Source organism: Desulfurella amilsii, from assembly GCF_002119425.1.
In the GTDB taxonomy this organism is placed as follows: domain Bacteria; phylum Campylobacterota_A; class Desulfurellia; order Desulfurellales; family Desulfurellaceae; genus Desulfurella; species Desulfurella amilsii.
Genome location: NZ_MDSU01000018.1, coordinates 337,599 through 350,280 on the forward strand (window position 1 = coordinate 337,599; position 12,682 = coordinate 350,280).

Below are 12,682 nucleotides of genomic sequence, written 5' to 3' on the forward strand. Positions count from 1 at the left end.
GGTTTTTTACCTCAATAGTTAAAAATACTTATATTGACGCTTTTGTTTTTCTAATTTTAATATATATGGTTTTCTCTTTATTTATAATAAGAAAGATTGAAGAATTAAAACCGACTCTTGCAAACTTTCTTGCTCATATCAGCTTTTATTGGATGGGTTTTTTAATTTTATTTGTAGTTTTTTCGGTGGCTTTATTGTTATTTGGGATTGTCTATAAGCCATTTTTGGACAGACAAATAAACTTCACTATTGCATGTATAATTAGCCTTTCCCTTATAGGTTTTGGCTACATTAATGCGCAAAAACTGCACATAAGAACCATAACAATAAAATCTAAAAAAATCCAAAAAAACACTCGAGTTGTATTCTTTTCAGATTTGCATGCTGGTCTTATGATAAACGACAGGTATGTTGATAAAGCATCAAAGACAATCAACGATCTAAAGCCTGATTTGGTTATAGCTGGCGGTGACATTATTGACTCATCCATTGATGGTATGGAAAAAAGCATTGAACCTCTCAAAAAAATTAAACCTATCTATGGCAAATATGCCGTACTTGGTAATCACGAATTTTACAGAGGCATAAATAAGTGCCAAACACATCTTGAAAATGTTGGTTTTATTGTTTTGCGAAACAACTGTGTAAAGATAAATGGATTTTTAAATATAGCTGGTATAGATGACACTACAATAACAAATAAAAAAGATAGAGAAATTTTAAGTAAATGCGATAAAAATACTTTCATAATATTTGCAAAGCATAGGCCATTGATAGAAAATAATGATTCTTACTTATTTGATTTAACTGTATGTGGGCATACACATGCCGGCCAAATGTTTCCGTTTACTTTATTGACAAAAGCTTATTATCGCAATAGAGATTTTGGCTATTTTAATATTAATGGCTCTCATTTAATCATTAGCAGCGGCGCTGGCACTTGGGGTCCACCTTTTAGAATTTTTTCTTCATCAGAAATCGTTCTGGTTAATCTAGAAAAGCTAAATTAATTATCTGTTAAATATTACTTATTTTTTTCTACATATTTCATTAAGTTTTGTAATTCGCTAATTTTTTCATCGACATTGCCTGTTTTTGCGGCATCTTTTACGCAAGTTTCTATGTGTTTGTTTATAACAGAAATATTTGCTTTTTTTAACAAGGATATAACGGCTAATAACTGGTTAGATATGTCAATACAGTATCTTTCTTCTTCAATCATTTTAATGACACCATCGATATGACCCCTTGCAGTTTTAAGTAAGACAAGAGCCTCTTGATGCTTGGGATGTAAATTACAACACTCTTTCATTTTATGCTTTCCATATTATTTCTCGATTTTTACAACTTCATATGCAGTATCTACTAAAGCATCTGAAAATTTCTTATCTTCAACTTTAGACTTTAATATTACATCTGCATATGCGTCTTCTAGATTAACATTAACACTCTCTACACCCTCTATAGCCAAAAATGCCTTTTCAACTGCTATTTTGCAATGCTGACAACTCATACCGCTAACATAAACTCTCATTTTACCTCCTTTTTTAATATAGCCTCTATTTGCGGCTTTTGCACATCAAATGTTCCATAAAAAAACTTATCTCCAATGACTGTAATCGGAGCAACCCTTACGCCATATTTATTTTTTAAATACTCACTAATACCAGGTTCTTCAATGTCGATTTCAGTATATGGGATGTTTTTATAGTTTAACCATTGTTTGAGCCCATAACAATCTGGACAGCCTTTAGTTGTATATATGATAATTTTCATAATAGTCTCCTCAAAATTTGTATTTTTTAAGCCTTAAAGAGTTTGTAACAACATTAACTGAGCTTGCAGCCATAGCTGCTTCTGCGATAGCTGGATGCAAAAGCCCAAGCGCAGCGATGGGAATGGCAATAATATTGTAGATAAATGCCCAGAACAAATTTTGTTTTATTTTATTAAAGGTGACTTTAGAAAGCTTTATTGCCTTTACTAGTGCTTCCAAATCTGACCCAACTAAAGTTATATCACTTGCTTCTTTAGCAATGTCTGTACCTGAACCTATTGCTATGCCTATATTAGCTTGTTTTAGCGCAGGAGCGTCGTTTATACCATCACCTACCATCGCTACTACATGCCCTTGCTGAAGCTTTTTAATGTGTTCTAATTTTTCTTGAGGCATAAGGTTATAGTAAACCTCATCAATATCCAAAATACTTGCTACCTGTTTTGCGCTTGATTCATTATCGCCTGTTAACATAACTGTGCGGATACCCATGTTTTTTAATTCAAGCATAACTTTTTTAGCATTTTCTTTTAAAGCATCCTTGAAGGTAATATAGCCTAGGTAATTCCCATTTATGTCCATTACAAAACTAGATGTTTTATCCTGATCTATAACATCTTTAGGTAATGAAAAGCCAAAAATTTTTATGTAATTTGCATTGCCTATAATTATCGTTTTGTTCAAAACAGTGCCTTTAATGCCAAGACCTGGGTTAATTTCAACATTTACTGCATTTTCAAGCACTATATTGGCTGATTTTGCATAATCAATTATGGCTTCTGACAGCGGATGTTCTGAATAGTTTTCTACACTTGCTACTAACCTTAAAAACTCACTTTTATCAATTGTGCTGTGTATTTCTGACAAACCTATTTTGCCAGTGGTCAAAGTTCCTGTTTTGTCAAAGATTACTGTATCAATATCTTTTGCACCTTGAAGGGCATCGCCTGTTCTTATTAATATGCCATGGCTTGCTCCAAGACCAGATCCCACCATTAAGGCAGTAGGTGTAGCTAAGCCCAACGCGCAAGGACACGCCACAACAAGTGTTGCAACACTAGCAAATACCGCAGCAGACAATGCGTTTAAGTTAGGGTTTACCCATGGTAAAATTGAAGCTCCCCATAAGGAGATTGCATGGGTAGTTTTAGGATCTAAAATCCAAAACAAAAAAGTAGCAAGCGACACAATAAGCACAAAAGGTACAAATACGCCTATAACTTTATCAGCAAAGCGCTGTATAGGTACCTTTGTGCCCATTGCCTCTTCTACAAGCTTTATCATCTGGGACAAAAATGTATCTTCACCGACACTGGTTATTCTAACCTTTATAACGCCAAATTGATTGATGCACGACCCTATTACACGATCGCCAACAGTTTTTGTTTTTGGCAAAAACTCACCTGTAACCATAGATTCATCAATGATTGTTTCGCCTTCAATAATTATGCCATCTGCAGGTACCGCTTGTGAAGGCTTAACTAGTACCACGTCCCCTACTACAAGATTTTTAGTATCAATTGATACAATATCACCGTTGTCATCTATAAGATTAGCTGTTTTTACATTCATTGAAATAAGCTTCTTGATAGCCTCTGAAGCTTTACCCTTGGCTTTTGCCTCTAGATATTGACCAATTAAATAAAAACCCATAATCATGGCGCCTACTGCAGAATAATCTGCAATTTGTTCGCCTAATATTGATAGAATGCCGCTTAAGTAAGAAGCACAAACACCTAAAAATATCAATACATCCATATTAAAACTTCTGTGCAATATAGCTACAAACCCCGATTTAATAAGATCTTTTCCTACAACAAATATTACTATAAAAGATGCTGCAAGACTAATTTCGCTAAAGTAAGGTATAGCTAAGCCACTCATGTGAAAAATCATAAGCAATGACAAAGGAACCGTAATAGTCCAGGCCCAAATCATTTTTGACTTGGCTTTTTTTAGTTTTTGCTGAGAATCATCTTGGCTAAGAGAACGACTATCTTGGTTTATTACCAATTCGTATCCAGCATTTTTAACGGCTTTAGCCATTTCTCTTTCTGATACAATGCCTGGATCTATTGTAACATGAGCTTTTTGCGTTGCTATGTTTACATTTGCTGCTATTACGCCTGGTATTTTTTTAAGTGCTTTTTCTACATTTATAGCACACGCTGCGCAACTCATACCATTTACTTGGTATAATTTTGTGTTTTTCATAATATCTTCTTTATTTTTTTCTACGCTATCTAAACTTGCATCATAACCAGCGTTTTTTACCGATTGAATTAATATACCTGGTTCTAAATCGGTGCCAACAATTAAGGCTTTCTCAGTCATCAAGTTTACATTTACTGTTTTGACACCATCAATTTTTTTTAATGCTTTTTCTATAGATAAAGCGCAAGAAGCGCAGCTCATGCCTTCAAGGCTTAAGGTTACTCTATCAATACTCAATTATTGTCTCCTTTTTTAATAGACTTAAGAAACTTAGAGATGTAATAAATATTTTTTTGATTTTTTAATTGAGGATTTGTACTTACTGAATTCATCATTGAAACGTTTTTTAGTGCCCAGTTAATATTGCTTAGAGAAGCACCTTGGATATTTGGTCCAATTTTTCCTTGAGCATACTGACCGTGACATTGTGCACATAGTGATTCAAACAATACTCCCCCTTTTTTTGCATCTTCTGACAATTTAGCGTTAGGGAAGCTTTTGGCAGAATAGTTCTCATTATTATAATTATAACCACCATTCATCATATCTCTCATCATCATAGGCTCATAACCACTTTGTGCATAAACATACATTGCCGTACTAAGAAAGGCTAAAAAGCCGATTATTAAAAATGCGGTTATTTTATTTTTCATTTAAACCCCTTTTTTTTAAAGATGTTTTTTAATTTCTTCAAATTCATCTTTCGTTATCTCACCTTTTGCGTATCTTATTTTTAAAATCTCTAAAGCATCGTTGTTATTTTTAAGTGTATGACTTACTCCACAACCACTATATCCAAGTATCCATCTTATTGCAAAAAACAAAGCAGCTATTACTATAAAGAAAAAAACAAACATCATAACCATACCTCCAATTCCATACCATCCATGATAAAAAGGTCCACCGCCAAACCACGCCATAAATTACCTCCTAAAGTTTTAGTCCGATTATTTATAATCCTGTGCAAAGATCTTGATATGTAAGATAGTACAACTTTTAACTGCCCATCTTTTTTTGGCTCAATATAAATATGATAGCCATTGGCTTTTTCAAGCACTTTTCCACTAATAATAGGTTTCATTACTTACATCCTTACCCCTCAGGGCTAGGGGTAGTATAAATATATACTTAATTCTGATAATGTCAAGTACCAATTTATGTATGTTCATGATTATATAACGCCTAGACACAGTAAGCACAAAACTCAAAAAATATTTTTAATCTTGAAATTATAATCAGTTAGTATTATTATAAACTAATGTGAGGAGGGGTAAATTATGTTAAACAAGTTTGATATATCAATTTTTATTATTAGGTTAGCTTTGGCATTAACATTTATTTATCATGGCTCTAGCATACTTTTTGACGCTTTTGATGGTCCTGGTTTAGTTGCTTTTTCTGGCTACATGCATTTTCCTTTATTTATTGCTTTTCTTGTGGGATTAGCTGAATTTTGTGGCGGAATTTCTATGCTAATCGGCATATTTACGCGCCTTGGGGCATTGGCTATTATGATTGTAATGATTGGAGCTATATTAATCGTTCACCTGCCACATGGCTTTAATATACAAAAAGGCGGTATGGAATATGCATTAACTGAGTTTTTAATGGCTTTAAGTGTATTTATAACGCAAGGTGGAAAAATTGGAATAAAGTTTAAAAAGAAATTTCTAAATTCATTTTGAAATTTATCATAAGGAGGAAAAACTATGAGTAAGGCAAAAGTGGTTATTATTTTAGTTAATCAAAACGTTGATGTTGTAAAAACAGGCATTCTTTTTGGATCTAATGCATCAAAGTACAATTGGTTTGATGATGTTAAATTTTTTTTAATGGGTGAAAGCGAAAATACTATTTTAGGCAACGATGAGCTTATAAACACTCTAAAAGAACTTGAAGCTATTGCATGCAAATTTGTTGCAAAGGAAAAGGGCATAGATCAAATTTACAAAGAAAAAGGCTTTAAATTGGAATACATAGGTGAACCTTTATCTAATCTTATTAATAATGGCTATGTTCCTATGGTGTTTTAGTAAACTGCGTTAAGTAAAAATTGTTTTTATTGCAAAATAAAATTTCTACGCCCTTATCATTTTAGTACCACATTGTGGACACTTTTCTTGTGCACATTGGATACCAGGTTTATGGGCTATCTTTGCTCCACAGTTAGGACAAATACATTCTGCACTTGGGCCAAGCCCTCGCCCTGTCATTTTACCTTGGCCTCTTGCTCCTCTTCCTGACCCAGTGCCCACTGGTCCTAATCCATTGCCTCTTGGCATGTTATCCTCCTTATAGTTTTTAACCTAAATTTTTTACTTTAAAAAAATCAATAGTGCGGGGATAACCCCACACTAAATTAAACATTTTGCGCATCCGTTTTGCGCGAACTTAAAAGAACCTCTAAATCCTTAATTCTTCTTTCTAAAATGCGTTTTTCTTCTTCTAAATATTCTTTTTCATAAGTTGAATCCAAGGATAAGTTCCACCTGCACCCGAATCCTCTACCATAACCTAAGCCTCTACTGTACCCAACTTCTCTACCATAGCCGTATCTCTCAGTATGATAGGCCCATATTGGACCTCTGCCGTCTCCAAATGGCATAAGACACCTCCTGCTAAATTACACTTAAAGCTTGTTCTATGTTTTTCTCTTGTGTTTCAATACATTTTATACCCATCCTTTGCATATTAGCCCTCATGCCATCTCCAATTTCTCTAGCAAGAAAAACTTCTACACCCTTTTGCGCGATAAGAGATGGTATTATTCTTCCTGCACCAAGCCCCCTACCTTCATGAGTATGTAAAGGTGCTGATGATTCTTTTAAATTCTCAACTAAAGGGTTTTCAATTTTATCTACTTGTTTACTATCTTCATAAATATAAAAAAACTTACTCAACGCCACATGTTTGGATATATTTTTGCCGTCACTCGTCGGTACTGCTAATTTCATCAAAGACACCTCCTTTTTTATACAACCTTAATTATGGTCATATGTCCATAAAGAAATATATTACTTTATGGACATATGTCAAGTATAAAATTCAAATACAAAATGTAAACACTCACTACTAAAAACACATATTCCAAAATATCATATAGGCTAAACTCTTCTTTACACTGCAGTTATAATGCTAGGGAAAAAAGGGGACAGGCTACTTTTATAGGTAAAAAATGGCAAGCAAAAATCAAAAAAGTATTTGGCTTGGAATCAACCATAAAGCGAAATGGAAGACCAAAAAAGAAATAGAAAATAGAATAAAGTAGCCTGTCCCCTTTTTCCTAAATCCCACAATTGGGAGCTAAAACCAAAAACTTGTTTGTTGTGCTCAAGTAATTCCCATTCTTTAAATCCCACAATTGGGAGCTAAAACAGGCAACCATAACAATTGGTATGTTTTTCATACCAGCTTTAAATCCCACAATTGGGAGCTAAAACGTAGTAAAACAGCTTGTCACCATTGCAACAGCAATAGTCTTTAAATCCCACAATTGGGAGCTAAAACCACTGTATTTTATTTACTATGAATATAAGAAAAATACCTTTAAATCCCACAATTGGGAGCTAAAACTCAAAACATGATAGTGCCTGCATATGATAATCAAAGCTTTAAATCCCACAATTGGGAGCTAAAACTCAAAACATGATAGTGCCTGCATATGATAATCAAAGCTTTAAATCCCACAATTGGGAGCTAAAACACATTGACTTATGACTATTATAACAATGTTTTCTAACTTTAAATCCCACAATTGGGAGCTAAAACTCAAAATATGATTGTTCCTGCATTTGATAACCAAAGCTTTAAATCCCACAATTGGGAGCTAAAACTAATTTAAATAAAGATATACACGACCCAAGACAAAAAGCTTTAAATCCCACAATTGGGAGCTAAAACCTGATTTAATGCTTTTGCAAGTTCTATAACTTCTGCGCTTTAAATCCCACAATTGGGAGCTAAAACCCATTGTATTATACTAAATAAATCTTATTTGTATAGTATTTTTATATAAAAGAACGTGCGATTTCTTCGCGAATCTTAAATATGGGATTTGCTTAAATGATAGTATTTATACGCTCATTGTCTTTCCCAAAACACTCTCTTTTGCAGTTATTTTTATTGTCTATTCTATAAAAAATCAAATAATCTTCTTTATCATTTATATTTTTTTTGACTTCTATTATTAAAGATTTAAATTTTGACTCACTTAGCTCACCTTCAAATACAGATTTCTGAGTATGGTGTAAATATTTCCTAAATGTTTTCATCGTTTTTACCAATCTAGTTTGGCCTGCTGAATCAATAGTGCAAATATCATATACCGCAATGATATACATTCTTCACCACCAAAAATTTAAACTTCGGTACTTTTCTTCATTCATAAGATGTTTTATGAGCTTGTAAAGCTCAAGCCTAATTAATTTTCTATAGCTTACTACTCTGCCCAACCCTTTATGGTGAAAGGTAGTATTCAATTTATCTTCAAAAGCCTTAACTGCAATTTTTCTTCCTTCTTCTTTTAAATAAGCAAAATTTAGGTCTTTATCAAAATGGCTTTGCTTTAAAACTCCATCGTTTAGTAAAGTAAAAATTAGCCTATCGCCAAAAATCGGCTTAAAAATTTCGCTTATATCAAGTGATAAAGAAAATCTTCTTGTGCTTGGTTCGTGTAAATATGCGATCGTTGGATTTAATTGGGTTTTATAAATTTCTTTTAACACTGAGCTATAAATAAGACTATTAGTAAAAGAAATAAGAGCGTTCATCATATTATCTGGTGGATTTTTGACTCTTTTTTTAAATTCTATTTTTTGATTTATTATTTTAGGAAAAGCATTATAATAGATTTCTTTTGCGTTTCCTTCTACGCCCATTATCATAGAAATACTGTGCTGCTCTTCGATGCTTTTAATCAGGTTTTGTAATTCATCTATTTCGTTGTCAATTTTTTCTTTATATCTTTTAAGATTTAAAATAGCTCCATATATAGCACCTAGTACAAATTCTTTAGCTAACTCTATTCTTTTCTTATTAGAATAATAATGTAAAACTTGTTTAACAAGCAGATCACCAGAGAGCAAAAATTCTTTTGGATAAAAAGTCCCTGTATAAAATCCATAATAATTAAAAAAATGAATCATTATGTTATTTTGAGACAAAAAATTAATTAGCTTATTATTTATATCAATTTCGCCAAATAGATATATTGAATCTATATCGACTATAGGTATTGGAATTTTTTTTTCGACACCATCTTCTGTATATTCAAAGATAATTGAATTATCCTGTTTTTTAATTCTGCCACTTTTAAAAATATAATAATTACGCATAGCAAAACTCATAATAACTGCATTTTTTACAAATTTTTTGGGCGATTTTCTGCGGTGGCAATGGTTCTTTGAGTATCTGTTTTAATTTAGAAATAATATTTGAAATTACCATTTCGTCAGTATCGCTTAATGATATGCTTTCTGTTTTTTTCTGCAATGGATAATCTATTTTACCTTCTACATTAATACCTAATTCTTTTAAACGGTAAAGATAATATTTAATTTGCCATATATGAGATTTTTCTATTGCAGTGCTTTTTTTAACTTCGTGAATTAGTGCTTTGTTTTTTTCAAAAAAATCTATTTTAATACCATCAAATTCTATTTCTTTACGTCTTTTCTTATAAGAATCCTTATGAAGCAAACTTCCTAACTCAACCAATTCGCTATTGTGTTCCATTGTAATATTGTGAGAAAATAACCACAATTTTCGTTTGCACACAAAAAAATAATTTATTTGAGTAGCTGTAATAAAAATAGATTTTCTTTCCATACAAATCTTATATGACGTTGTCTATTTTTTCTGAATCATTGATAAATTTCAACCCTTCTTTATCATCGTAACTAACACCAGTAAGTATTTTGATTCCACTATTCCTTAAAAAATTGCTTTTAATTGTAATTGGTAAAAGCCTATGTTTATTAAAAACTTGTAACTCAGTGTAATGTAACTCAATGCAATAATTGAATAGCTTCTCTTTTTGCTCCAGTCTCTTTATGCCTTTACTTGAATCTATATTACTAATATATTCATTTATTAAGGTTTCGTTACTCTTGTAAACGGGTTCAGGTATAACTGTATATTCATTTGTAATTTTTCTAAATAACTCTTGAGACTCGACTTTACCTGTCCTAAAGCCACTTTTTAAAAGTTGCTTATAATCACTATACGATTGATAATATTTTGTAGATTCAATATCACTAAACACTTCATTTATCATTTCTTGCTTTTGTTTTTCTGTTAATAATGAGCCATTGTATTTGGAAAGCGCTTTATGTGTTCTTTCAAGTAATTCAGCATCATAAATTTTTTTGGAGATATCATCATATCGAAAGATTAAAATATTTGGAGTTATTTTACAATAGTCTCTTTTTCTATAGCATCTACCAAATCTCTGTAACATACTATCTATAGTAGAACATTCAGTTAATAATAAATCAAAATCAATATCAAGACTTGCCTCTACTATTTGTGTTGTTATCCATACACCAGTATTATTACTATTTGCAAACTTTAATATATCCTTTTCTTTTCTTGCTTTATCTAACTTAGTAAAACGCGCATGAAGCAAGTTTGCTTCAACGCTTCTTTCTTTTAATTTTTCGTAAATCGACTGAGCTTTTTTAACTGTATTGCAAATGATTAAAACCTTTTTATTATTGAAATCTACACTTGAAAAATCGTAATTTTCAATAAAGTAATCTTTAATCTCAATTTTATGCCTTCTTTCTTCTGATAATTGAGGCTCTTCAAGGCACGCGATTTTTTGAAATTCATCTTTTATAAAAGGCGGTATTGTTGCGCTCATAATCAAAAATTTTGCACCAAGCCGCGAAACCTCTTGCAAAAATACTACAATACAAGCAATTGTTTCCGGACTAAAACTTTGTATTTCATCAACAATAATTTTCGAATAACTAGCCGTTAGATAGTGCAGTTCAAAACCGTTGAATTTAAATACGCTTGTAATTAACTGGTCTGCGGTAGCAATTGTTACTGGGTAACTAAATTGCCTTATTTTAGCAAGCTTAAACTCATAATCTTTTTCACCATCTGTTTCATCAAGTAATTGATAATTTATATCCCCATGTAAAAGCGATACATTGTTATTAAAAAAATTCTTAAACCTTTCGTACATCGCATTTACAGCAATTTTTATGCCAAGCAAATAAAAAACCTTGTTTCCGTTTATCCAACTCATAGAATATTCTGTTTTGCCCATACCCGTAGATGCAACTAAGATAACATTTTTATCAGATAAATTTTTGGCATTAGATTGAAATGGCTTCAATGTGATATTTTTAGATTTCAACCCATTTATAAAATCTGTTTGGTAATTTCCTATATACCGTTGCTCTACATCAATTCCGGCAGAAGCACTGTAGTCGCATTTATGCAAAATACCTTTCAAAAAAATCAAATCAGTAAAATAATTAGTAAAATACTCATTCACTTTCTCATTAAAATCTTTATTTATGTCATAATCGGTATCCAACATATCTTCCGGTATATCTTCCGGTATATCCTTGATAATTGCATCTTTTAGCTTAGCTGCTAAATCTACTAAAAGTTCTTTGTTTCTTGTGTGATGATTTGCAATTATATAACAAAAAAGAGTATAGAAATTAATGTTATCATCATTAAATGTTTTAAGCCAATTTTCAAGTTTTTTATCAATGAAGGCGATGCTCAACCACTCATGTGGCATCTCTCCTTGCTCTTTTTTGCCATTTTTGATTTTATTTTGAAACTTTTTATTAATTTTACCAAAATCATGATACTCTATAATTTTATAAATTATATCCTTGTATCGCTTAACTTTGTCTTCTGGTAAATATGGCTCTAATTGACGAAACCTGTATTTTAAATCTTCGTTGTGTTGAAAAATTGTAATAGGTGGGTCTGATTTTGCATAGTATTTATCAAGCAATTTTTCCATTTATGAAACCTCCAAGAAGCAAACAACGTCTTCATCATCATCAATATAAAAATTATCTAATCTTGTTTCTGATGATACATACACGCAATCTACAAACTTAAAAATACGCAGGTCATTAAAATTTTGTACACTCTCGTAACAAAATGGCAATCTATAATGTGTGCCAACTACCTGATTTTTTAAAGCAGTTCGCTTATCTAAATATATTGGGTATTTTAACCTAATTTCATCTTTTTGTCTAATTTCAACTAATTTTGATCTTTCAAGATCAACCCTTGCTATGTCTTCGTTTCTGCCTAATATTACAGTATTAGTGCGTGCTTTTTCGTATAACTTTTTAGTTAATCCTTCATCATCAAAAGCTATATGCAAGATAATTTTGCAATCAACTAAACTATCCACAAACAATATACCATTGAGAGCTGTTTTTTTTGAAGTGCCAATAGTCACTCTGTATGGGTTGCTTGGCCGGTTCCTATCAAATTTTATGATCTTTTGCATATTTACGCACACACTATCAAAACTACCCTGTATGGATATTTTGAGTGGCTTATATTCTTTTAAGTCTAATAAACTATGAGCCATACCCCTAACCATAGATGGTGTTGGTAATGGGTAGCTTTGAATATAACCAAAACTATTTTCCTTCCGATAGTTCACCATATTTTGGTACAATTGCAGTTTTAAAGTAACCATAA

Annotated in this window: 17 protein-coding genes and 1 CRISPR repeat array; of the genes, 3 read left to right on the forward strand and 14 right to left on the reverse strand. The window is 31.9% G+C overall.

The window, feature by feature from the left end; all coding sequences use genetic code 11:
* Positions 1-152 precede the first annotated feature (152 nt).
* The gene (locus DESAMIL20_RS05175; protein WP_158090528.1) at positions 153-1,010 is read left to right on the forward strand and encodes a metallophosphoesterase; all 858 of its coding nucleotides are present in this window, start codon (positions 153-155) and stop codon (positions 1,008-1,010) included.
* Between the two features lie 14 nt (positions 1,011-1,024).
* Here the strand turns inward: DESAMIL20_RS05175 and DESAMIL20_RS05180 are convergent, their stop codons facing one another.
* The 7 genes from DESAMIL20_RS05180 to DESAMIL20_RS10475 are packed head-to-tail and all read right to left on the reverse strand — an operon-like array spanning position 1,025 to position 5,072.
* Positions 1,025-1,312: a metal-sensing transcriptional repressor gene (locus DESAMIL20_RS05180; RefSeq protein ID WP_086033751.1), complete on the reverse strand. Its 288-nt coding sequence runs from the start codon at positions 1,310-1,312 to the stop codon at positions 1,025-1,027.
* Positions 1,313-1,327: 15 nt separating this feature from the next.
* Entirely contained in the window at positions 1,328-1,534 is a 207-nt protein-coding gene (locus DESAMIL20_RS05185) for a cation transporter (protein WP_086033752.1), read from the reverse strand.
* A complete protein-coding gene (locus DESAMIL20_RS05190; protein WP_086033753.1) occupies positions 1,531-1,776 on the reverse strand; it encodes a glutaredoxin family protein in 246 nt (81 codons plus the stop codon). The genes DESAMIL20_RS05185 and DESAMIL20_RS05190 overlap by 4 nt, the downstream gene beginning before the upstream one ends.
* Positions 1,777-1,786: 10 nt before the next feature.
* The gene (locus DESAMIL20_RS05195) at positions 1,787-4,228 is read right to left on the reverse strand and encodes a heavy metal translocating P-type ATPase (RefSeq protein WP_086033754.1); all 2,442 of its coding nucleotides are present in this window, start codon (positions 4,226-4,228) and stop codon (positions 1,787-1,789) included.
* Positions 4,225-4,644 carry a c-type cytochrome gene (locus DESAMIL20_RS05200; RefSeq protein WP_086033755.1) on the reverse strand — a complete coding sequence of 140 codons (420 nt, stop codon included), beginning with the start codon at positions 4,642-4,644 and terminating at the stop codon, positions 4,225-4,227. Before DESAMIL20_RS05200 ends, DESAMIL20_RS05195 begins: the two co-directional genes overlap by 4 nt.
* Positions 4,645-4,659: 15 nt before the next feature.
* Positions 4,660-4,911, reverse strand: coding sequence for an SHOCT domain-containing protein (locus DESAMIL20_RS05205; RefSeq protein ID WP_086033756.1), 252 nt, complete (start codon positions 4,909-4,911; stop codon positions 4,660-4,662).
* Positions 4,848-5,072 (reverse strand): hypothetical protein, encoded by a 225-nt coding sequence (locus DESAMIL20_RS10475; RefSeq protein ID WP_158090529.1) that lies wholly within the window; start codon positions 5,070-5,072, stop codon positions 4,848-4,850. The genes DESAMIL20_RS05205 and DESAMIL20_RS10475 overlap by 64 nt, the downstream gene beginning before the upstream one ends.
* 196 nt (positions 5,073-5,268) lie before the next feature.
* On the opposite strand from DESAMIL20_RS10475, the gene DESAMIL20_RS05210 reads away from it, so the two are divergent.
* A complete protein-coding gene (locus DESAMIL20_RS05210; RefSeq protein ID WP_086033757.1) occupies positions 5,269-5,676 on the forward strand; it encodes a DoxX family protein in 408 nt (135 codons plus the stop codon).
* A 24-nt stretch (positions 5,677-5,700) separates the two neighbouring features.
* Complete coding sequence (locus DESAMIL20_RS05215; protein WP_086033758.1) at positions 5,701-6,024, forward strand: hypothetical protein; 324 nt, start codon at positions 5,701-5,703, stop codon at positions 6,022-6,024.
* Between the two features lie 326 nt (positions 6,025-6,350).
* On the opposite strand, the gene DESAMIL20_RS05225 is transcribed toward DESAMIL20_RS05215, so the two are convergent.
* From DESAMIL20_RS05225 to cas5, 7 genes are all read right to left on the reverse strand, one after another.
* Entirely contained in the window at positions 6,351-6,596 is a 246-nt protein-coding gene (locus tag DESAMIL20_RS05225; RefSeq protein WP_086033760.1) for a hypothetical protein, read from the reverse strand.
* A gap of 13 nt (positions 6,597-6,609) precedes the next feature.
* Complete coding sequence (locus tag DESAMIL20_RS05230; RefSeq protein ID WP_086033761.1) at positions 6,610-6,945, reverse strand: NifB/NifX family molybdenum-iron cluster-binding protein; 336 nt, start codon at positions 6,943-6,945, stop codon at positions 6,610-6,612.
* Between the two features lie 327 nt (positions 6,946-7,272).
* A CRISPR array of direct repeats spans positions 7,273-7,957; the repeat unit is 29 nt; unit sequence CTTTAAATCCCACAATTGGGAGCTAAAAC.
* Between the two features lie 92 nt (positions 7,958-8,049).
* On the reverse strand, positions 8,050-8,331 hold the full coding sequence (gene cas2, locus DESAMIL20_RS05235; RefSeq protein WP_086033762.1) for a CRISPR-associated endonuclease Cas2: 282 nt from the start codon (positions 8,329-8,331) through the stop codon (positions 8,050-8,052).
* A 3-nt stretch (positions 8,332-8,334) separates the two neighbouring features.
* Positions 8,335-9,324: a type I-B CRISPR-associated endonuclease Cas1b gene (cas1b, locus tag DESAMIL20_RS05240; RefSeq protein WP_086034722.1), complete on the reverse strand. Its 990-nt coding sequence runs from the start codon at positions 9,322-9,324 to the stop codon at positions 8,335-8,337.
* Positions 9,317-9,817 carry a CRISPR-associated protein Cas4 gene (cas4, locus tag DESAMIL20_RS05245; protein WP_086033763.1) on the reverse strand — a complete coding sequence of 167 codons (501 nt, stop codon included), beginning with the start codon at positions 9,815-9,817 and terminating at the stop codon, positions 9,317-9,319. Before cas4 ends, cas1b begins: the two co-directional genes overlap by 8 nt.
* 7 nt (positions 9,818-9,824) lie before the next feature.
* Positions 9,825-11,984, reverse strand: coding sequence for a CRISPR-associated helicase/endonuclease Cas3 (locus DESAMIL20_RS05250; RefSeq protein WP_086033764.1), 2,160 nt, complete (start codon positions 11,982-11,984; stop codon positions 9,825-9,827).
* On the reverse strand, positions 11,985-12,680 hold the full coding sequence (cas5, locus tag DESAMIL20_RS05255) for a CRISPR-associated protein Cas5 (protein ID WP_086033765.1): 696 nt from the start codon (positions 12,678-12,680) through the stop codon (positions 11,985-11,987).
* Positions 12,681-12,682 lie beyond the last annotated feature (2 nt).

Bases quoted from the DNA above. Each gene is read 5' to 3' on its own strand.
- DESAMIL20_RS05230 (WP_086033761.1), bottom strand. From the start codon at position 6,945: ATGAAATTAGCAGTACCGACGAGTGACGGCAAAAATATATCCAAACAT.
- DESAMIL20_RS05215 (WP_086033758.1), top strand. From the start codon at position 5,701: ATGAGTAAGGCAAAAGTGGTTATTATTTTAGTTAATCAAAACGTTGAT.
- DESAMIL20_RS05205 (WP_086033756.1), bottom strand. From the start codon at position 4,911: ATGGCGTGGTTTGGCGGTGGACCTTTTTATCATGGATGGTATGGAATT.
- cas5 (WP_086033765.1), bottom strand. From the start codon at position 12,680: ATGGTTACTTTAAAACTGCAATTGTACCAAAATATGGTGAACTATCGG.
- DESAMIL20_RS05250 (WP_086033764.1), bottom strand. From the start codon at position 11,984: ATGGAAAAATTGCTTGATAAATACTATGCAAAATCAGACCCACCTATT.
- DESAMIL20_RS05185 (WP_086033752.1), bottom strand. From the start codon at position 1,534: ATGAGAGTTTATGTTAGCGGTATGAGTTGTCAGCATTGCAAAATAGCA.
- cas4 (WP_086033763.1), bottom strand. From the start codon at position 9,817: ATGGAAAGAAAATCTATTTTTATTACAGCTACTCAAATAAATTATTTT.
- DESAMIL20_RS05200 (WP_086033755.1), bottom strand. From the start codon at position 4,644: ATGAAAAATAAAATAACCGCATTTTTAATAATCGGCTTTTTAGCCTTT.
- DESAMIL20_RS10475 (WP_158090529.1), bottom strand. From the start codon at position 5,072: ATGAAACCTATTATTAGTGGAAAAGTGCTTGAAAAAGCCAATGGCTAT.
- DESAMIL20_RS05225 (WP_086033760.1), bottom strand. From the start codon at position 6,596: ATGCCATTTGGAGACGGCAGAGGTCCAATATGGGCCTATCATACTGAG.
- cas2 (WP_086033762.1), bottom strand. From the start codon at position 8,331: ATGTATATCATTGCGGTATATGATATTTGCACTATTGATTCAGCAGGC.
- cas1b (WP_086034722.1), bottom strand. From the start codon at position 9,324: ATGCGTAATTATTATATTTTTAAAAGTGGCAGAATTAAAAAACAGGAT.
- DESAMIL20_RS05180 (WP_086033751.1), bottom strand. From the start codon at position 1,312: ATGAAAGAGTGTTGTAATTTACATCCCAAGCATCAAGAGGCTCTTGTC.
- DESAMIL20_RS05190 (WP_086033753.1), bottom strand. From the start codon at position 1,776: ATGAAAATTATCATATATACAACTAAAGGCTGTCCAGATTGTTATGGG.
- DESAMIL20_RS05175 (WP_158090528.1), top strand. From the start codon at position 153: ATGGGTTTTTTAATTTTATTTGTAGTTTTTTCGGTGGCTTTATTGTTA.
- DESAMIL20_RS05210 (WP_086033757.1), top strand. From the start codon at position 5,269: ATGTTAAACAAGTTTGATATATCAATTTTTATTATTAGGTTAGCTTTG.